The organism is Streptomyces sp. NPDC088124 (genome assembly GCF_040685895.1).
In the GTDB taxonomy this organism is placed as follows: domain Bacteria; phylum Actinomycetota; class Actinomycetes; order Streptomycetales; family Streptomycetaceae; genus Streptomyces.
Window position 1 is genome coordinate 42,312 of record NZ_JBFBJB010000055.1, and the last position, 19,811, is coordinate 62,122.

Genomic DNA, 19,811 nt, shown 5'->3' on the forward strand with positions numbered 1-19,811 from the left:
CATGGTGCTGGTCCCTCCCCTCACCGGCGGCCGGTAGCCGCTGGTGTCACGCCCCCCATGTTGCCGGGACAGCCTGCCAAATGTGACGCACTGTGGGGAAGCTGGGGGCGCGGATCCGCGTAGATCGGCGTGGATCGGCGTAGATCGTGACGCGGAATCGCCGCTGCGTCACGCGGGGTGTGACCGCCGGTCACCGGGTGCGAGGGATGGTCGCGGACCCGGGCGCGTCGCGGTGGCGGCGTAGCAGACCGTCACCGTACGGAGGCGGGGCGAGGACGGGATCGGGCCGCCCGCGGGGGCCGGAACCGGACAGCGGAGGAGCGTCGGATCCGCCTCTTGCCTCACCGCATAGGCTGTCCTGAACCAGGGCTGTCGAACCAGCCGGAAGCGCAGCAGGGGGCAACCGCCATGACGACAGGTCGGCTCGGGCAGCAAGCCGCGCCACCGAACGCGGCCTACGCCGGACAGGTCGTGCATTTCCCGGACCCGGTCCGGGCCTCCCGGCATCCCGGCGGTGTCCGGGTGAATGCCGGCGGGTACCCGGAGTTCGCGCCGTACGCGCGCGCGGCCGCGGAGATAGCCGAGCCTCCGGAGGGGTTCGGCGTGGACGAACTGAGGCTGACGGACTACGTGTCCGCGAACGCCGCGCTGGCCGCCTCGGGCCATGAACTGTGGGACACGATCCCGCCCGTGACGACGCCGCACGGCTGGACCTGGCACCACGTCGCGGGCTCGCGCCGGATGGAGCTGGTGCCGGTCGAGGTGAAGGCGCTGCTGCGGCACCACGGCGGTCTGGCGACCTCGCCGGTGGACCACGGCAAGCGGGGCACGCGTCCGCTCCAGGAGACCCGGCCGGTGCACTTCGGGCTGCCGAAGGCGTCGGTGTCGGTGAGTGAGCAGCAGGTGCAGGGAGTGGAGGAGGACCTCGGCTACCGGCTGCCGGGCGCCTACCGCTCGTTCCTGAAGGCGGCGGGCGGCTGCGCGCCGGTGGGCGCCGCGCTCGACGCGGAGCTGGGACTCCTGGTGGACCAGCCGTTCTTCACGGTGCGGGACGAGGCCGCGGTCAACGACGTGGTGTACGTCAACAAGTGTCTGCGGGACCATCTCACCAAGGACTACCTGGGGGTCGCCTTCGTGCAGGGCGGGCTGCTCGCGGTGAAGGTACGGGGCGAGCGGACCGGTTCGGTCTGGTTCTCCGCGTACGACGACGCCCGGGACCAGGACGGCTGGGGCGTCCAGGAGCGGGTGGAGCGGCTGCTCCTGCCGTGCGGCGACGACTTCGACGCGTTCCTGCTGCGGCTGGCGGGCAGCCCGCCGGAGCTGGAGACCGTGGCGAACCTGATGGTGGACGGCGGCTTCGCGCGCGCCGTCCCGGTGGAGGGATGAGCGCGGTGGTGACCTTCGCGCAGGCGCAGGAGCGCGCGGAAGACTGGGTGAACGGCGATGTGCCCGGCTACCAGCACCGTGAGGTGCGGGTACGGGAGTTCGACCTCGGCTTCGTGGTGTGGGCGGAGGACCGGGAGAACGGTCCGACGTCGGACGGCGGCCGGCAGCGGCTGGTGATCGCGCGGGACAGCGGTGAGGCGACGCTGTGGCCGGGGCTGCCGGTGGGCGAGGTGATACGCCGGTACGAGGAGGAGTACGGGACGCGGGGCGAGCCGCAGGCCGCCGCGGCGCCCGAGACGCCGGCGCGTATCGATCTGAACCAGACGTCGTTCCTGCTGACGCCGCCGGAGTGGCTGCAGGACGCGGCGGACAAGATGGGCATCCCGGACCGCCGGACGCCGGAGGGCGCGTCGTCGGCACCGGCTTCTCCGGCCCCTTCGGCGCCTTCGGGCGCGTCGGCCTCTCCGCCACCTTCGGCCCCTTCGGCTTCTCCGGCCTCTCCTGCTTCTTCAGGGGGGTCGGCCGCCGCGGGCTCCGGTGGTCCGGGGAGCGGCTCCCTCGGCGGTGGCAACAACTCCCTGGGCGGTGGCGGTGGCTCCCAGGCCGGGGGGTACGGCACCGGTGCCTCGCGGGGCGGGTCCGCCGGGGCCGCCGCGTACGAGCCCACGGCCAACGACGGTGTGCCCGCCTCGGCGCCGGGCACGGCGCCCGGGGCGACGCCCTGGGCCGGGATCGACACGAGCGAGTCGTCCTCCGCGTCGGACGACGGCTCCGTACCGCTGCCCGCGACGGTCTTCGCGCCGCCGCTCGCCGGTGCCGACGACGATGACACCCCGCCGCCGAGCGTGGCCGCCGAGGCGCCGACCGCGCTGATGTCCGGTGGCAGCCAGTTGCCGCGCACGTCGGTGGCGCCCGCGCTGAGCGCCCCGGGGCCGGGTGCCGCGGGGCCGGGTGCGCCCGCCGCTCCGGGGACCCCGGGGACTCCCGGCGCCTCGGGGACTCCGGGGACTCCCGGGGCGGGCGTTCCGGCTGCTCCGGGCGCCCCGGGGACTCCCGGCGCGGGTTCCGGCAGCGGTGACATCGCCGACGCCGCGACGAGCAAGGCCGCCGTGCCGCCGCGTGGCGCGCGCGGCGGTGCCGCGGTGCAGCCCCCGCCGCCGCCCGGCGCGCCGGGTGTCCCGGGCGGCACCCCGCCGCCCGCCCCGCCGGCTCCGTCGCCGTCGGGTCCGGGGACGCCGGGCGCCCCGGCCGGTGGCTATCTGCCGACGCAGCTCGCGCCGAGCATCGGCTCCAACGTCCCGCGGCCGCCCGGTCCGCCGGGCGCCCCCGGCACCCCGCCCGGTACGCCCCTGGGCACGCCTCCCGGCACACCTCCGGGCGGTGTGCACCAGGCGGCCACGATGTTCGCGGACCCGAGCCAGGGTGGCCAGAACCCGCTCGCGGGTCCGCCCGGCGCGCCCCGGCCCCCGGGCCCGCCCGGCGCTCCGGGAGCCCCTGGCGCTCCGGGCGCCCCCGGTACGCCGCCCGGCGGTGTGCATCACGCCGCGACGATGCTGGCGGGACCGGGGCAGCAGGGCGGCCCCGTACCGCCGCCGTCGGCCGCCCAGCCGCCGGGCCCGCCCGGCATGCCGCCGGGGATGCCGCCGGGCGCCCCCGGCCCCGTACCGCCCGGTCCCGTACCGCCCGCGGCATACGGCTACCCGCCCCAGCCGTCCGGGCTGCCGACCGTCGGCCCGGGCTACCAGGCCGTGCTGCGCTACCGCGCGCCCGACGGTTCCGAGGCGCAGATCATCCGGCGCTCCGCGCCCGGCACCCCGCACCCCGAGTGGCAGATCCTGCACGAGCTGCGCGGGATGAACGTGCCGCCGCAGCAGGTGCTCGAACTCCACACGGAGCTGGAGTCGTGCGAGCTGCCGGGCGGTTACTGCGCCCGGATGATCCGGGAGACCTGGCCGCAGGTCCGGATCACCAGCGTCGCCCCGTACGGTCAGGACCACGCCAGCCGGCAGCAGGGCATGCAGCATCTCCTCACCCACCAGGGTGAGTTGCACCAGGTCGCGGACGGTCCCGCGCGCCCCGCGCCGGTCCGGGCGCCGCTGCCGCAGGTGGCGCCCGCGCCGCCGGTGCCGCCGGAGGCGATCGCGCAGGAACTGGCGGCGGCGTTCGGCCCGCAGGGAATCTGCCGGTTCGACCAGCGCGCCGTGTCCCGGCAGGGTGTGCCGGACCTGGTGGCGCGCACGCTGGTGTGGGCGGGGCTGCCGGCCGACTTCGGGCCGTTCTTCTGGGCGCAGCCCCCGCAGCCGGTGGTGCCGACGCTGGCCGAACTGGCCGCGCAGCGGCAGGTGCAGCCGGCCGCGGACGCGGGCTCGTACCTGGTGATGGGCAGCGACTTCGGGCGGGCGCTCTGCGTCCAGTACGGTACGGCGCACATCATGGCCGTACCGGTGGAGGCGGGTCCCGGCGGGCAGCCGGTGCCGCCGCAGTTCGTGAACACCGGGCTGCCGGAGTTCACCCGCTCGCTGGCGCTGCTGGGGCGGATGTGGCGGCTGCGCTACGGGTTGACCCCCGAGCAGGCGGGCCGCTGGACGGTCGACTTCCAGGCGCAGCTCGCGGCGCTGGACCCGGCGGCGCTGTCGTCGCCGGAGAACTGGTGGTCGGTACTGCTGGAGCAGATGTGGGACGGATTGCTGTGACCGTTCGTTAGAACAGAACGCGTCGGCGGATGACCGAGGCGCCCACCGCGTTGCGGTGGGCGCCTCGCTGTACCCGATCCGACCCTGACTTTTGTGGCTGTGTGACTACATGACTGTGTGGCTTGCCCCTGAGGGGCTTCAAGATGGGTGGTGCACCGTTGTCGGATCATGGCTTCGTGCCCGTATGGGGTCGTGGTTACCGTCCCGAACAGGTCGACCGGAAGTACGCCGAGCTCTTCAAGGAGCGCGACGACGCCCGGGAGCGGATCGTGCGGCTCACCTCCCAGGCCGAGCAGTTGGCGGGCGAGGCGGAGCTGCTGGCGGCGCGGGTCGCCACGCTGGAGCAGCCGACGTACGAGACGCTCGGCCGGCGCGCCCAGCAGATCCTGGCGCTCGCACGGCAGGAGGACGAGGCCCTGCGGGCCGAGGTGCGCGAGGAGTGCGCGGCGGTGATCGCGGCGGCCGAGGCGGTGGCGGCGGACATCCGCGAGGCGGCGCGCGCTCATGCCGACGGCATACGGGCGGCGGCGGAGGCGGACGCCGACCGTGTGGTGGGGGCGGCCCGGGACGCGGCTGACGCGAAGCTGAGTGAGGCCCGCGACGAGGGCGCGGAGCGCCGGGCGGAGGCGGTCGCGGAGCTGGACGAGGTGCGCCGGCGCACCCGGCGGCTGATCGAGGAGCTGGAGCAGAAGCACACCGAGCGGCTGGCGGCGACGGAGCGGGAGTCCGCGGCGCGGGAGGCGGCGCTGGAGGCCGAGTCGGCCGAACTCGTCGCGCAGGCGCAGGCGAAGCTGGTGGAGGCGCAGCGCGGGCTCTCGGCGGCGGGGGAGCAGGCGCGGCACCGCCAGGAGGACGCGCAGGACCAGGCGAGCGAGCTGATGGCCCGGGCCCGGGCGCGGGCGGACTCGGTGGCCCGGGACACGGAACGGCAGATACGGCTCCACGAGGAGGCGCGCGAGGAGATGCGGGCGCACATGGCGCACGTACGGAACAGCCTGGCGGCGCTGACGGGAAGGGCGCCGACGGAGGAGTGACGGGGGCCCCGCGCGCGGCCGCTACGGACCCTGCTGGTCGGCGGGCGCGTCCGGGATCACCGGGAAGCGGCGCGGCGCGAGGAGGAGCAGGACGAGCAGGGCCAGCGCGCCCGCGACCGCCGCGCCCACGAAGACATGGTCGACCGCCGTGTCCATCGCCCGGCGCAGATAGTCGGCGGCCCCGGCGCCGAGGGACGCCGGGTCCTCCAGGGCCTGCGCGACACCGTCCACGTCCTGGGGCAGCCCGGGCGTGGGCGCGTTCGCGAGCCGCGCGGAGAGTACGGAGTTGGCGACCGCGCCGAACAGCGCGGCGCCCACGCTCTGGCCGATCAGCCGGCAGAAGAGGATGGACGCGGTGGCCGTGCCCCGCTCCGACCAGCCGACCGTCGACTGCACCCCGATGATCAGCGGAAGCTGGAACAGCCCCAGCGCCGCGCCCAGCAGCAGCATGATCAGCGTCGGCTGCCAGGCGTGGCCCGGGTAGGGGAGCAGGGGGAAGGCGAGCAGGACCAGTGTCGCGAGCGAGATGCCGATGACGGCGGTCAGCCGGAAACCGATCCGGTTGTAGACCCGGTTGGAGAAGGCCGCGCTGACCGGCCAGCTCAGCGTCATCGCGGAGAGCACGAACCCGGCGGCGATCGGACCGAGCCCGAGGACGGACTGCGCGTACGTCGGGAGGAAGACGGTCGGGGCGACCATCAGCAGCCCGAGGGCGCCGAGCGCGAGGTTGACGGCCGCGATGGTGGGACGGCGCCAGACCCACCCCGGGAGGATCGGCTCCGCCGCCCGCCGCTCGATGACGACGGTGAGCGCGGCGAGGACCGCGCTGCAGCCGAGGAACGCGAACGACGGCGCGGAGAGCCAGGGCCAGGCGACCCCGCCCTGGACGAGCGCGGTGAGCAGGAGCGCCCCGGTCGCGAAGACGCCCAGGGCGCCCGCCCAGTCGATACGGGCCCGGGCGGCCGGCCGCGTACGGGCGTGAGCCTCCGTACCCGTGACGGCCGCGCGCGCCCGGTGCGGCTCGTGGAGGTACCTGATGACCAGCCAGAGCGCCACCGCCCCGACCGGCAGGTTGATCAGGAAGATCCAGCGCCAGTCCGCGTACCCCGCGATGAACCCGCCCACCGCCGGGCCCGCCACGGACGACGAGGCCCAGACCGTCGAGAGCCTGGCCTGTATCTTGGGGCGCTCCTTCAGCGGGTAGAGGTCGGCGGCGATGGTCTGCACCGTGCCCTGGAGCGCCCCGCCGCCCAGCCCCTGGACGACGCGGAAGGCGATCAGGGAGGCCATGTTCCAGGCGGTGGCGCAGAGCAGCGAGCCGATGAGGAACAGGATGATGCCGGCGACCAGTACGGGCTTGCGGCCGAGGGTGTCGGAGAGCTTTCCGTAGACGGGCAGGGTGACCGTGACGGCGAGCAGATAGCCGGAGAACAGCCAGGAGAAGACGGCGAATCCGCCGAGGTCACCGACGATCTGTGGGACGGCCGTGGAGACGATGGTGCCGTCCAGCGCGGCGAGCGCCATCCCGAGCATGAGCGCGGCGACGACCGGCCCGCGCTTGCCGGGGGTGCGCGGGCCGGCGGGTATCGCGTCCAAATGTCCCGCGCCCGTATGTCCCGCGCCCTTGGCGTCCTCGGTGCCTGTGGCGTGCTCGGTGCCTCTGGAGTGCTCCGCGCCGTCGGCGTGTTCCGTGTCCTCGGCAGGTTCCGTCTCCTCGGTACTTCCTCCGGCGCCGCTCACAAGATTCCTTCCCCGTACACGTATTTCGTCGGGGACACCTTCTCACCCGCACCTCGGACGGCGGGAGGGGACGAAACGGAGCATTGGAGTCCTCCACCGGCGGGTGTAGTCCCCTAGGGGTACCTCCTTACTTCTGCCCAGGGGCCGTTCGTCCCGGTGGAGGACGTGCGGGCCTTCCCCGCTCCTTAGGTTGTTCTTACGGACACGGCGGCCCCGCCACGGGGCCCGCGCCGGGGGCTTCCCCACGACAGGGGGGTGGGGAAAACCCCAGGCGAAGACTGCGCCGGGCACCAATGTGCCGATACCTCGGACACACCAGACTCGTTCAGGCGCGCCGGGCGACGCCCCCGTACCCCACACACGCACACGTACCCACACATACGCATGCACGACTCACTCATGCGATGCATCAAGCGATATAGGAGACTTACCGTGACAACGGCTGTGACCATCCCCAAGCGCGGGGGTACCGGAGGGCGTACGGCCGTCGCGGCGCGAGCGCGGCAGGTCGTCAAGGCGTACGGCTCCGGGGACACCCGGGTCGTCGCGCTGGACCATGTCGACGTGGACATCGCCCGGGGGGAGTTCACCGCGATCATGGGCCCGTCGGGTTCCGGCAAGTCGACGCTGATGCACTGCCTCGCCGGTCTGGACACGGTGTCCTCCGGCGAGATCCACCTCGCCGAGACCGAGATAACCAAGCTCAAGGACAAGCAGCTCACCCGGCTGCGCCGGGACCGCGTCGGCTTCATCTTCCAGGCGTTCAACCTGCTGCCGACGCTCAACGCCCTGGAGAACATCACGCTCCCCATGGACATCGCGGGCCGCAAGGCGGACACCGCGTGGCTCCAGCAGGTCGTGGACACCGTAGGACTCGCCGACCGGCTCACGCACCGCCCGACACAGCTCTCCGGCGGTCAGCAGCAGCGCGTCGCCGTGGCCCGCGCGCTCGCCGCGCGGCCCGAGATCATCTTCGGCGACGAGCCCACGGGGAACCTGGACTCGCGGGCCGGCGCCGAGGTCCTCGGCTTTCTGCGCCGCTCGGTGGACGACCTGGGCCAGACCATCGTGATGGTCACGCACGACCCGGTGGCCGCCTCGTACGCGGACCGGGTGCTGTACCTCGCGGACGGCCGGATCGTCGACGAGATGCTGCGCCCGACCGCCGACGCCGTGCTCGACCGGATGAAGGACTTCGACGCGCGGGGGCGTACCTCGTGACCGTCTTCAAGACCTCGATGCGCAACTTCTTCGCGCACAAGGGACGCATGGCGCTCTCCGCCGTGGCGGTCCTGCTCTCGGTGGCGTTCGTCTGCGGGACGCTCGTCTTCACCGACACCATGAACACGACCTTCGACAAGCTCTTCGCCGCGACCTCCTCGGACGTCACGGTCAGCCCGAAGGAGACCGAGCCGGACGGGGGTTCGGGCAGTTCTCAGACCGGCCGCCCCGAGTCGCTGCCCGCCGCCGCGATCGAGACCGTACGGAAGGCGGAGGGCGTACGGTCCGTCGAGGGCGCCGTCAGCAGCATGAGCGTGACCGTCGTCGACGACGCGAACAAGGACGTCGGCGGCAGCAACGGAGCCCCGACGATCGCGGGCAACTGGACCCGTAACGACCTGCGGTCGATGCGGATCACCTCCGGCCACGCGCCGCGCGGCCCGACCGAGGTGATGATCGACGCCGACGCCGCCGAGAAGCACGGTCTCGCGATCGGTGACGAGCTGCGCACCATCGCCGTCACGGGCGACATCAAGGCGAGGATCTCCGGGATCGCGACCTTCACCGTCACCAACCCGGGCGCGACGATCGTCTTCTTCGACACCGCCACCTCGCAGCGGACGCTGCTCGGCGGGACCGGCCGCTTCACGCACCTCAATGTCACCGCCGAGCAGGGCGTCGGCGACGCGCGGCTCAAGCAGGACGTCGCGGCGGCGCTCGGGGCCGGCCCGTACAAGCTCCAGACGCAGCAGGAGGCGGCGGACGCGAACCGTTCCGACGTCGGCTCGTTCCTCGACGTCATGAAGTACGCGATGCTCGGCTTCGCCGGGATCGCCTTCCTCGTCGGCATCTTCCTCATCGTCAACACCTTCTCGATGCTGGTCGCGCAGCGGACCCGGGAGATCGGCCTGATGCGGGCCCTCGGCTCCAGCCGCCGGCAGGTCAACCGCTCGGTGCTGCTGGAGGCTGTGCTCCTCGGGATCATCGGCTCGGTGACGGGTGTCGCGGCCGGGGTGGGGCTGGCCGTCGGGCTGATGAAGCTCATGTCCTCCATCGGCATGGACCTGTCCACGGACGATCTGACGGTGAAGTGGACGACCCCGGTGACCGGCCTGGTCCTCGGCATCGTCGTCACCGTCGTCGCCGCGTACGTACCGGCGCGGCGGGCCGGGAAGATCTCCCCGATGGCCGCGCTGCGCGACGCCGGGACCCCGGCCGACGGGCGATCCGGGTGGGTACGGGCGGTCATCGGCCTGGTCCTGACGGGCGCCGGCGGGGCCGCGCTGCTCCTGGCGGCGAACTCCGCGAAGGCGAGCGAGGGTTCGCTGTACCTCGGTGTCGGCGTGGTTCTGACCCTGCTCGGCTTCGTCGTGATCGGCCCGCTCCTCGCGGGCGGCCTGGTCCGGGTGCTCAGCGCGGCGGTGCTGCGGATGTTCGGCCCGGTCGGCCGGATGGCGGAGCGCAACGCGCTGCGCAACCCGAGGCGTACGGGGGCGACGGGCGCGGCCCTGATGATCGGCCTCGCGCTGGTGGCCTGCCTGTCGGTCGTCGGCTCGTCGATGGTCGCCTCCGCGACGGACGAGCTGGACCGGTCGGTCGGCGCGGACTTCATCATCCAGAGCAGCAACGGCCAGCCGATCGTGCCGCAGGCCCAGGCGGCGCTGGAGAAGACGCCGGACATCGCGCACTTCACGGAGTACAAGTGGGTCGAGGTGGCGCTGACCGCCCCGGACGGCAAGACGGACCGCGTGGGCCTGTCGGCGGCCACCCCGTCATACGCCACGGACCTGCGTCGCGAGACGGTCGGCGGGGAACTGACGGCGGCGTACGGCAAGGACGCGATGTCGGTCGGCGACGACTACGCCGAGCGGCACGGCGTCGAGGTCGGCGACGAGATGACGGTGGCCTTCAACGGCGGCCGGACCGCGAAGCTGAAGGTCGCGGCGATCACCTCGGACGACGTGAACGTCGACAAGGGCGCGATGTACGTCAACATCACGACCGTCGAGCGGTATCTGCCGGCCGACCGGGTCCCCAAGAACATGATCATGTTCGCGGCGGCCGAGGACGGCAAGGAGAAGCGGGCGTACGCGGCCCTCAAGGACTCGCTGGCCGGCTACCCGCAGTACAAGGTGCAGAACCAGACGGACTTCAAGCAGACGCTGAAGGACCAGATCGGCCAGCTCCTCAACATCGTCTACGGCCTGCTGGCCCTCGCGATCATCGTCGCGGTGCTGGGGGTCGTGAACACCCTGGCCCTCTCGGTGGTCGAACGCACCCGGGAGATCGGCCTCCTCCGCGCCATCGGCCTCTCCCGCCGCCAGCTCCGCCGCATGATCCGCCTGGAGTCGGTCGTCATCGCCCTCTTCGGCGCGCTGCTCGGCCTCGGCCTGGGCATGGGCTGGGGCACGGCGGCCCAGAAGCTGCTGGCCCTGGAGGGCCTGGGGGTCCTGGAAATCCCCTGGCCGACCATCGCCACGGTCTTCGTGGCCTCGGCCTTCGTCGGCCTGTTCGCCGCCCTGATCCCGGCGTTCCGCGCGGGCCGCATGAACGTCCTGAACGCGATCGCGACGGAGTAGAACGTACGGACCACGCACGTACGGGTACGGTAGTCACTCCGGCCCCGGTGGACGCCCTCCAACGTCCATCGGGGCCGGAGTGCTGCGCGTTACGCGACGAGGCGGTCGAACTCGCCTGCCTTCACGCCGAGGACGAAGGCGCGGAGGCGGTCGGGCGTGGTGGTGAGGGTGGTGTTCGGGGTATCGCTCTCGCGGAGTTTGATGGTGCCGTCGTCGGTAGCGGCCACGTAGACGCAGTTGGCGGCCTCGGCGCTGAACGAGGACTTCTGCCAGTCGAGGGTGGACACGGGTGTTCCTTTTCTCAGATGTCTGCCGCTACCCGGCGGATCAGATCCCGGGACTCTGTCGGTTCGAGGCTACAGCTCTCCATGCGGTCCAGAACCCTCCGGTATTTGGCCAACTGCGGTTGCGTATCGAGGAACGAAGAGCCGTGATCCGTGTCGAGCTGGACTGTGTCAAGGGCGGGGTTCGCGGAAGCCAGATAGTGGATGCCCTGCCCGGAGCTGGGGAACGTACCTGCGCCGAACGGGATGACCAGGACGGTGATGTGTTCGTGCTCGCTCAAGTCCAGGAGGGACTCCAACTGTGTGCGGGCCACCTCCGGTCCGCCGAAGCCCATACGCAGGGCCGCCTCATGGATGATCGCTGTCAGCGGCGTCGGGTTCTCCCGGTACAGCACTGCCTGCCGCTTGACCCGGTAGGAGACCCGGTGTTCCACCTCGGGCGGTGAAATCGGAGGTACGGCGTCGCCGATGACTGCGTGGGCATGGGATCGGGTTTGGAGCAGTCCCGGTAGATGGATCACCGCTGCCGTGCGCAGCGTGACGGCATGATGTTCGAGTTCTGCCAAGTCGAGAGCGTCGGGTGGAAGCACATCGCGGTACTCCTCCCACCAGCCGCGCGTTCGTCCGCCTGTCATATCCGCGAGAGCTTCGACCAAGGTTTCATCCGTGCAGGTGTAGCTCCGGGCCATGGACCGGACCCGGTCTGCACTCACCGCGAAGCGTCCTGTCTCGATGCCGCTGACCTGCGGTTGCGAGAAGCCGAGGAGCGAGGCCGCCTTGGTCACAGACAGATCCGTCCGTTCGCGCAGCCTTCGCAGCTCGGCGCCGAGGCGCCGTTGTCGTACGGACGGCGGGGGACTCTTTCGGCTCATGGCTGCCTTCACTCGTTGTGATGTATTAAAAGAATTCGCTCAATGAAGCATAGTTGCTGGGGCTACGGTGTGAAGCACGCCACATCAACCGGCCGCGCCACCAGGCGCCTTCACCCCGCCATGCCCACATCCGCCGGGCAGGCGCTCACCCTTCTTCAGACTCAGACAGGGGATTTCCATGACGAGCATGCCGATCGCATCGCCGCAAGACCCCGCCCCGGAGCCGGACTTCACTCAGGAGGTGTACGAACTCGTACGCGACACCGCGCCCCGCCTCTTCGCCGTGGTGGAGGAGTACCGCCCCGGCACGGACGACGCGGACGCCGTGGTCGTCGCGTGGGGCCTGGCGTACGAGAGCGGGGAGACCGAGGTCATCCGTGTCGGCGGCGGGCGCAGGTGGCGGCTGGCGTCGGCGGAGAACGTCATGCGGCACTTCCACCGGACGGAAGACCGTACGCCCCGCCTTGTGTGGCTCGCGCCGACCGACGACGACGCGGGCGCCCGGGAGGGGTGTGCCGCCTGAAACGGGGGTGTGGGGGCGCGCGGCCGTGTCCGTACTCCGCGCGCCTACGAGCCCGCACCGTCCAGGCGTCCCCGCACGGCCGCCGCCCGAGGGTCCTCGTACGGGGCGAGGAGTCGCAGCGCCCGGGTGCGGTGCTGCTGGGCGACCGTGGGGTCGGTGGCGTCCAGCGCAGCGGCCAGGGCCTTCAGGGCCAGCGCTTCGTGCCAGGCGTCCGCGAGGTCCCTGTGGGTCGCGGCGGCCCTGCGGTGGAAGTGGGCCGCCTCCTCCGGTCTGCCCAGGGTCTGGTACGTCCGGCCGGCACCCAGCCAGGACATCGCCTCGCGGCTGCGATTGCCCAGGCGGCGATGCAGGTCGGCGGAGCGCTGGTACGAGGTGAGCGCGTCCGCGAGTTGGCCCAGTTCCCGTTGGGCGTCGCCGAGGGTGAGAAGCCAATAGGCTTCGAGGACCTGGTTGCGCAGTGCGAGGGCGATGTCCAGGGCCTGTTCGGCCGTATGGAGCGCCGCCTCCAACTCGCCCCGTTCGCGTTGCAGACGGCTCAGTACGCACAGCGCGTTGCCCTCGCCGCCCGGATTTTCCAGTGCGCGGTGAGCTGCCAGGGCTTCCTGGATGGTGGCAGAGGCTTCCCCTGCGCGCCCGGCATCGCAGTAGGTCGTGGCGAGGTTCGAGAGGGCGGTGGCAGCCCAGTGCTCGGAACCCACTGACTGCCAGAGTGCCGACGCCTCCTCGAAATGGGTTGCGGCCGCGTCCAGTTGGCGGCGGCGTAGCTGGATGAGTCCGATCAGGTTCAGCGAGCGCGCCTCGCCGCTGCGGTCACCCTCGGCACGGCGAATCGCCAGCGCTCGCCGATGGCAGTCCAGGCTCTCGTCCCATGCGTTGATTCGGTGATGAGCCATACCGAGGCGCGTGAGGATCAGCGCTTCGGCGGCTGCGTCGTTCACTCTGCGCGCCGAGGCCAGACCGGTGTTGCCGACGGGCAGCCAGTCGGTCATGGAAGCGGAGTGTGGCTGCACGGACCACAGGACCTCCGTCAATTTCCATGCCAGTTCGTCGTATTCTCCCGCGGCGGTACCGACCGCCCTGAGCAGATTCGCGTGTTCGCGCTCCGCCCAGTCCATCGCCGCGTCGTAGTCCGCGAAATCCAGGGGCCGGGCTGTCTCGTCCAGTTCCCCCTGCGTCAGGGGCACCGGATCCTGTGCGGGGGCGAGCCTGATACGCGCCGCCTCCGCGGTGCGCAGGTACCAGATCAGGACGCGGCGGAGCGCGGCCCGTCCGTCCTCCGGGGGTCCTTCCTGCTGCGCGAGGCCGGCGGCGTAGGCGCGGAGCAGATCGTGGAACTGGTAGCGGTCGGGGCCCGTCTGCTCCAGCAGATGCGCGCCCACGAGGGAGTCGAGGAGCTGCCGCGTCCTGACGGCGGGCAGCGCGGCCAGCGCGGCGGCGGCAGGAAGGCCGAACTCCGGTCCGGGGTGCAGACCGAGCTGCCGGAAGAGCGTCGCGCCGGGTGCGGGCAGGGCGCGGTAGGACCAGGCGAAGACGGTACGTACGGCCTCGGCCTCCTCCGCGTCCCCGACGCTGAGCGCGTCCCAGAGGACGGACTCGTCCCGCAGTTCGGCGATCAGATCGGTGAGGCGCAGATGCGGATTGCTCGCCGCCCGCTCCCCGGCGATGCGCAGGGCCAGTGGCAGCGCGGCGCACAGTCTGCTCAGCTCCGCGAGCTCACGCAGGTCGTCCTCGGCGCGGTAGCCCGTGGTCACGGCACGCAGCAGCGCGACGGCTTCCGCTTCGGGGAGGGTGCCGAGGGTCAGTCGTCGGGCCCCGTCCCGTATCGCGAGCCCGGAGAGTCTGTTGCGGCTGGTGACCAGCGTCAGGCAGTGCGGGGAGCCGGGCAGCAGGGGGCGGACCTGGGCGGCGGTGGCCGCGTTGTCCAGCACGATCAGCATCCTGCGGTCGGACAGCAGGGAGCGGTAGTACGCGGCGGCGGCGTCGGGATCCTGCGGTACGGAGCCGGCGGGTGCCCCGAGCGCCGGCAGGAACCCGCGCAGGGCCTCCTGCGCGCTCAGCGGCTGCCCGGGGTCGTAGCCGCGCAGGTTGACGTACAGCTGGCCGTCGGGGAAACGGTGGCGGACCTGGTGCGCCCAGTGCAGTGCGAGCGAGGTCTTGCCCGCACCCGCGGTGCCCGCCACGACGCAGACCGAGACGATGACGGGAGCGCCTTCCTCGGTCGGCAGGACGGCGTTCAGCTGCCCCAGTTCGGCGGTGCGGTTGATGAACCGGTGGACGTCACCGGGTAACTGCCGGGGCACCTGGCCCTTGTGTCCTGCCGCGCCCTCGCGTCCGAGGCCGCCACTTCCGGGTGGCGTGTGCCGGTGGAAGTGGACCCCGCCGGTGACGCTTCCGGCCTGGACGACGTCCTGGGACGTTCCCGACAGCTCGTTGTGCGAGCGGTCGGGAACATCTGATGGGCCCCTGGGCTGATCGATGACTCACTCCGGTTGCGGGACAGGCGCGGGCAGGGAAGCAATCTCACGGGAAAAGTACGAGGAGATGTCCTCACCCGCTTCGAAAAGTGATCGGATGTAATGCTCCCAGTCATGGACCTGCCGCCGGTCGGTGAAGCGGATCGCGCCCAACGGTCGCCCGGTGTCGGTGTAGAGAATGTTGTACAGCGTCCGGCTTCCCATCACCACGATTTCCGGAAGCTGTCGCGCTTTCTCGGAGTCCGCCACTTTGTCTGCCGTAACGATCCGGACGCGGTTCCCGCCCAGCTCGTCCTGCTGCACCAATGAGTGAAGTTCCCACTGCACGTACGGTGTGATGGGATACTCCACGATACGTACCCGGTGAAAAACGTACCGGCGGCGTTCGTTCTCCCGTGCCTTCGCCATGATGGCGCCCCGCCTCTTGGCGAAGAGACGAAGCACTTCCTGCCAGTCGCCGCGATGAAGCGCGTCCCTGCTGGGGTCGTTCTGCTCCTCGAAGTACTGCCGCCGCTCCAGCTTCCACGAGGCTCCGTCGTGGATCAGCGCCTGGCGTTCCCTGAAGTCCCGCTTGTAGTCCGTGCTGACGAGACGCTCACCCAGCTCCGGGCTGATCGTCGGGACCTTCGGATCAAGCATCCGGAATATCCTTTTTCGCGGCGCTGAGCATATTGCCGGGGATCACGACGAGACGTTCGTCCGCCGCCAGGGAGACTCCGGTGGGGAGGTGTGAAGAATAGGCTGCCGTCAGGTCACGTCCGATGACCGCGATGTCGCCGTTGTCGAGTTGCCAGATGTCCGGGCAATCGTCGTCGTCCTGTGAATGTCCGAGCTCCTGCGCCGTCTTGCCGAGGCGCCTGGAGAATAACGCGGAAGGGTTTGCTTCCCACGGACGATTCATTCCTGCCCCCGGTGAGGATTTCAGGCGAAAAGGAATAATAAATTTTACGGGGGCTGACTACGCAAAGCAACATCGCCAGGAGGCGAGTTCTCGCCAACGTCCGTCCCCGCCGTTCCCCGTCCCAGCCGCAGCAGCCGTCCCCCGTCGCCCCCGTGGCTCGGGCCACCGCTCCGGCCGCGGCTGTCGTACCGGCGTCGTAGGCTGGAGGATCCCCGGCCCGTGCGACGTGTCGGGCCCTTCGCGTTGCCCAGCGCGACTCATGCGACTCACCACACGCATCAGGTGAACCGCACCCGCCCCACCCACCCATGGACCCGGACGGAACCCCCTTCATGAGCCTGCACGGTCTGCTCGACGCCGTCACCAAGGACGCGGCGCTCGCCGAAGCGGTGAAGGCCGCCACCGACGGTCACCGCACGCATGTCGATCTGGTCGGGCCGCCCGCCGCCCGGCCCTTCGCCGTCGCCGCGCTGGCGCGCGAGGCGGGGCGGCCCGTGCTGGCCGTGACCGCCACCGGGCGGGAGGCCGAGGATCTGGCCGCGGCGCTGCGGTCGCTGCTCGATCCGGACACCGTCGTGGAGTACCCGTCCTGGGAGACGCTGCCGCACGAGCGGCTGTCGCCCCGGTCCGACACCGTGGGCCGGCGGCTCGCGGTGCTGCGCCGGCTCGCGCACCCCTCGCCGGACGATCCGGCGGCCGGGCCGGTCAGCGTCGTCGTCTCGCCCGTACGGTCCGTGCTCCAGCCGCAGGTCAAGGGGCTCGGGGAGCTGGTGCCCGTCGCGCTGCGCAGCGGGCAGAGCGCCGATCTGGGCGAGGTGACCGAGGCGCTGGCCGCCGCCGCGTACGCGCGCGTCGAGCTGGTCGAGAAGCGCGGCGAGTTCGCCGTGCGCGGCGGCATCCTGGACGTCTTCCCGCCCACCGAGGAGCACCCCCTCCGCGTGGAGTTCTGGGGCGACGACGTCGAGGAGATCCGTTACTTCAAGGTCGCCGACCAGCGCTCCCTGGAGGTCGCCGAGCACGGGCTGTGGGCGCCGCCCTGCCGGGAGCTGCTGCTCACTCCCGAGGTACGGGCACGGGCCGCCGAGCTCGCCGAGGAACACCCCGAGCTGGGCGACCTGCTGGGAAAGATCGCCGAGGGCATCGCCGTCGAGGGCATGGAGTCCCTCGCCCCGGTCCTGGTGGACGACATGGAGCTGCTGCTCGACGTCCTCCCCGCGGGCTCCATGGCGCTGGTCTGCGACCCCGAGCGGGTACGGACCAGGGCCGCCGACCTCGTCGCGACCAGCCAGGAGTTCCTGGCGGCGTCCTGGGCGGCCGGCGCGGGCGGCGGCGAGGCGCCCATCGACGTCGGCGCCGCCTCCCTGTGGTCCGTCGCGGACGTCCGGGACCGCGCCCGCGAGCTGGGCATGATGTGGTGGTCCGTCTCCCCCTTCGCGGTCGACGAGGAGCTGGGTGACGAGGCCATCACGCTCGGCATGCACGCCCCCGAGTCGTACCGCGGCGACACCGCCCGCGCCCTCGCCGACACCAAGGGCTGGCTCGCCGACGGCTGGCGGACCGTCTACGTCACCGAGGGCCACGGCACGGCGGCCCGTACGGTCGAGGTCCTGGGCGGCGAGGGGATCGCCGCGCGGCTCGACACCCCGGGCGCGCGCTCGGCGGGCGGGCTCGCCGAGATCGCGCCGTCCGTCGTCCACGTGGCGTGCGGCTCGATGGACCACGGCTTCGTCGACCCGGCGCTGAAGCTCGCCGTCCTCACCGAGACCGACCTCTCCGGCCAGAAGGCGGCGGGCAAGGACGGCGCCCGCATGCCCGCCAAGCGCCGCAAGACCATCGACCCGCTGACCCTGGAGCCGGGCGACTACATCGTTCACGAGCAGCACGGCGTGGGCCGGTACGTGGAGATGGTGCAGCGTACGGTGCAGGGCGCCACCCGCGAGTATCTGCTGGTGGAGTACGCGCCGGCCAAGCGCGGCCAGCCCGGCGACCGGCTCTACATCCCGACCGACCAGCTGGAGCAGGTCACCAAGTACGTCGGCGGCGAGGCCCCGACCCTGCACCGCCTCGGCGGCGCGGACTGGACGAAGACCAAGGCACGCGCCAAGAAGGCCGTCAAGGAGATCGCCGCCGACCTGATCAAGCTCTACTCGGCGCGGATGGCCGCCCCCGGGCACGCCTTCGGCCCGGACACCCCCTGGCAGCGCGAGCTGGAGGACGCCTTCCCGTACGTGGAGACGCCCGACCAGCTCTCCACCATCGCCGAGGTCAAGGAGGACATGGAGAAGACGGTCCCGATGGACCGGTTGATCTGCGGCGACGTCGGCTACGGCAAGACCGAGATCGCCGTACGGGCGGCCTTCAAGGCGGTCCAGGACGGCAAGCAGGTCGCGGTCCTCGTCCCCACGACCCTGCTGGTGCAGCAGCACTTCGGGACGTTCTCCGAGCGGTACGCGCAGTTCCCCGTCTCCGTGAAGGCGCTCTCCCGTTTCCAGTCGGACGCGGAGGCGAAGGCGACGCTCCAGGGGCTGCGGGAGGGCGCGGTCGACATCGTCATCGGCACCCACCGGCTCTTCTCCTCCGAGACCAAGTTCAAGGACCTCGGCCTGGTCATCGTGGACGAGGAGCAGCGCTTCGGCGTGGAGCACAAGGAGCAGCTCAAGAAGCTCCGCGCCAATGTCGACGTGCTCACCATGTCCGCGACGCCCATTCCGCGCACGCTGGAGATGGCCGTCACCGGCATCCGGGAGATGTCGACGATCACCACGCCGCCGGAGGAGCGGCATCCGGTGCTCACGTTCGTCGGACCGTACGAACAGAAGCAGATCGGCGCGGCCGTACGGCGCGAGCTGCTCCGCGAGGGCCAGGTCTTCTATATCCACAACCGGGTCGAGTCGATCGACCGCGCGGCGGCGAGGCTGCGCGAGATCGTCCCCGAGGCGCGGATCGCGACGGCGCACGGGCAGATGGGCGAGGCGGCCCTGGAGCAGGTCGTGGTGGACTTCTGGGAGAAGAAGTTCGACGTGCTGGTCTCCACGACCATCGTCGAGTCCGGCATCGACATCTCGAACGCCAACACCCTGATCGTGGAGCGCGGCGACAACTTCGGTCTCTCGCAGCTCCACCAGCTCCGCGGCCGGGTCGGGCGCGGGCGCGAGCGTGGTTACTCGTACTTCCTCTACCCGCCGGAGAAGCCGCTCACGGAGACCGCGCACGAGCGCCTGGCGACCATCGCCCAGCACACGGAGATGGGCGCGGGCATGTACGTGGCGATGAAGGACCTGGAGATCCGCGGCGCGGGCAATCTCCTGGGCGGCGAGCAGTCGGGCCATATCGCGGGCGTCGGCTTCGACCTGTACGTACGGATGGTGGGCGAGGCGGTCGCGGACTACCGGGCGGCGCTGGACGGCGGGGAGCAGGAGGAGCCCCCGCTGGAGGTCAAGATCGAACTCCCGGTGGACGCGCACGTCCCGCACGACTACGCCCCGGGCGAGCGGCTGCGCCTCCAGGCGTACCGCGCGATCGCCTCCGCGAACACGGAGGCCGACATCACCGCCGTACGGGAGGAACTCACCGACCGTTACGGCAAGCTGCCGGAGCCGGTGGAGAACCTGCTGCTGGTGGCGGGGCTGCGGATGCTGGCGCGGGCGTGCGGGGTGGGCGAGATCGTGCTCCAGGGCTCCAACATCCGGTTCGCCCCGGTGGAGTTGCGGGAGTCGCAGGAGCTGCGCCTGAAGCGGCTGTACCCCCGTACGGTCATCAAGCCGGCCGTCCACCAGATCCTGGTCCCGCGCCCGACGACGGGCAAGATCGGCGGGAAGCCGACGGTGGGGCGCGAACTGCTGGCGTGGACGGGGGAGTTCCTGACGACGATCCTGGGCTGAGGCGGGGTGCCGGGTGCCGGGCTCGGGTGCCACGTCCGGCTGCCAGGTCCCGGCGCCCGCTGCCCGGCGTCCGTCCCTTACCCGAGTCGGCCCACCTGCCGAGAACCCCTTTCGCACCGGTCGCCGGACTTAGACCGACCGGCGAATGGGGGGCGGCGTCACGGGGCTGGGGCACGCACCTCGCGGCGTTGTCGTCACTCACCATGGCTCCGCCATGCCTCGA

13 protein-coding genes are annotated in these 19,811 nt (G+C 71.6%); 7 read left to right on the top strand and 6 right to left on the bottom strand.

The features are described 5' to 3' along the window. Nucleotides 1–408: 408 nt before the first annotated feature. The 3 genes from AB0P17_RS33790 (at nt 409) to AB0P17_RS33800 (ending at nt 5,113) form a co-directional block, all read left to right on the top strand. On the top strand, nt 409–1,386 hold the full coding sequence (locus tag AB0P17_RS33790; protein WP_365817055.1) for an SMI1/KNR4 family protein: 978 nt from the start codon (nt 409–411) through the stop codon (nt 1,384–1,386). Then, nucleotides 1,383–4,079, top strand: a complete 2,697-nt coding sequence (locus AB0P17_RS33795) for an SUKH-4 family immunity protein (RefSeq protein WP_365817057.1) — start codon at nt 1,383–1,385, stop codon at nt 4,077–4,079. The genes AB0P17_RS33790 and AB0P17_RS33795 overlap by 4 nt, the downstream gene beginning before the upstream one ends. Before the next feature lie 176 nt (nt 4,080–4,255). After that, on the top strand, nt 4,256–5,113 hold the full coding sequence (locus tag AB0P17_RS33800; protein ID WP_365817059.1) for a cellulose-binding protein: 858 nt from the start codon (nt 4,256–4,258) through the stop codon (nt 5,111–5,113). Between the two features lie 21 nt (nt 5,114–5,134). On the opposite strand, the gene AB0P17_RS33805 is transcribed toward AB0P17_RS33800, so the two are convergent. Further along, nucleotides 5,135–6,646: an MFS transporter gene (locus AB0P17_RS33805; RefSeq protein WP_365817090.1), complete on the bottom strand. Its 1,512-nt coding sequence runs from the start codon at nt 6,644–6,646 to the stop codon at nt 5,135–5,137. A gap of 639 nt (nt 6,647–7,285) precedes the next feature. Between AB0P17_RS33805 and AB0P17_RS33810 the strand changes: the two genes are divergently transcribed. Then, nucleotides 7,286–8,074 (top strand): ABC transporter ATP-binding protein, encoded by a 789-nt coding sequence (locus AB0P17_RS33810; protein ID WP_365817061.1) that lies wholly within the window; start codon nt 7,286–7,288, stop codon nt 8,072–8,074. After that, a complete protein-coding gene (locus AB0P17_RS33815) occupies nt 8,071–10,653 on the top strand; it encodes an FtsX-like permease family protein (RefSeq protein WP_365817062.1) in 2,583 nt (860 codons plus the stop codon). The genes AB0P17_RS33810 and AB0P17_RS33815 overlap by 4 nt, the downstream gene beginning before the upstream one ends. 89 nt (nt 10,654–10,742) lie before the next feature. Here AB0P17_RS33815 and AB0P17_RS33820 read toward each other — a convergent pair whose 3' ends face one another. Both AB0P17_RS33820 and AB0P17_RS33825 read right to left on the bottom strand, forming a co-directional pair. Beyond that, nucleotides 10,743–10,940, bottom strand: a complete 198-nt coding sequence (locus AB0P17_RS33820; RefSeq protein WP_365817064.1) for a DUF397 domain-containing protein — start codon at nt 10,938–10,940, stop codon at nt 10,743–10,745. A 14-nt stretch (nt 10,941–10,954) separates the two neighbouring features. Then, nucleotides 10,955–11,809 carry a helix-turn-helix transcriptional regulator gene (locus AB0P17_RS33825; RefSeq protein ID WP_365817092.1) on the bottom strand — a complete coding sequence of 285 codons (855 nt, stop codon included), beginning with the start codon at nt 11,807–11,809 and terminating at the stop codon, nt 10,955–10,957. Between the two features lie 187 nt (nt 11,810–11,996). Here AB0P17_RS33825 and AB0P17_RS33830 point away from each other — a divergent pair, with 187 nt between their 5' ends. Next, nucleotides 11,997–12,332 carry a hypothetical protein gene (locus AB0P17_RS33830; protein ID WP_365817066.1) on the top strand — a complete coding sequence of 112 codons (336 nt, stop codon included), beginning with the start codon at nt 11,997–11,999 and terminating at the stop codon, nt 12,330–12,332. A gap of 44 nt (nt 12,333–12,376) precedes the next feature. Here AB0P17_RS33830 and AB0P17_RS33835 read toward each other — a convergent pair whose 3' ends face one another. The 3 genes from AB0P17_RS33835 to AB0P17_RS33845 all read right to left on the bottom strand — a co-directional run bounded on the left by AB0P17_RS33835 (nt 12,377) and on the right by AB0P17_RS33845 (nt 15,707). Beyond that, nucleotides 12,377–14,632 carry a tetratricopeptide repeat protein gene (locus AB0P17_RS33835; protein WP_365817068.1) on the bottom strand — a complete coding sequence of 752 codons (2,256 nt, stop codon included), beginning with the start codon at nt 14,630–14,632 and terminating at the stop codon, nt 12,377–12,379. A gap of 180 nt (nt 14,633–14,812) precedes the next feature. Further along, a complete protein-coding gene (locus AB0P17_RS33840; RefSeq protein ID WP_365817070.1) occupies nt 14,813–15,445 on the bottom strand; it encodes a DUF6879 family protein in 633 nt (210 codons plus the stop codon). Further along, nucleotides 15,438–15,707: a hypothetical protein gene (locus tag AB0P17_RS33845; protein ID WP_365817072.1), complete on the bottom strand. Its 270-nt coding sequence runs from the start codon at nt 15,705–15,707 to the stop codon at nt 15,438–15,440. Before AB0P17_RS33845 ends, AB0P17_RS33840 begins: the two co-directional genes overlap by 8 nt. Before the next feature lie 332 nt (nt 15,708–16,039). On the opposite strand from AB0P17_RS33845, the gene mfd reads away from it, so the two are divergent. Further along, nucleotides 16,040–19,588, top strand: a complete 3,549-nt coding sequence (gene mfd / locus AB0P17_RS33850) for a transcription-repair coupling factor (RefSeq protein WP_365817074.1) — start codon at nt 16,040–16,042, stop codon at nt 19,586–19,588. Nucleotides 19,589–19,811: the final 223 nt, after the last annotated feature.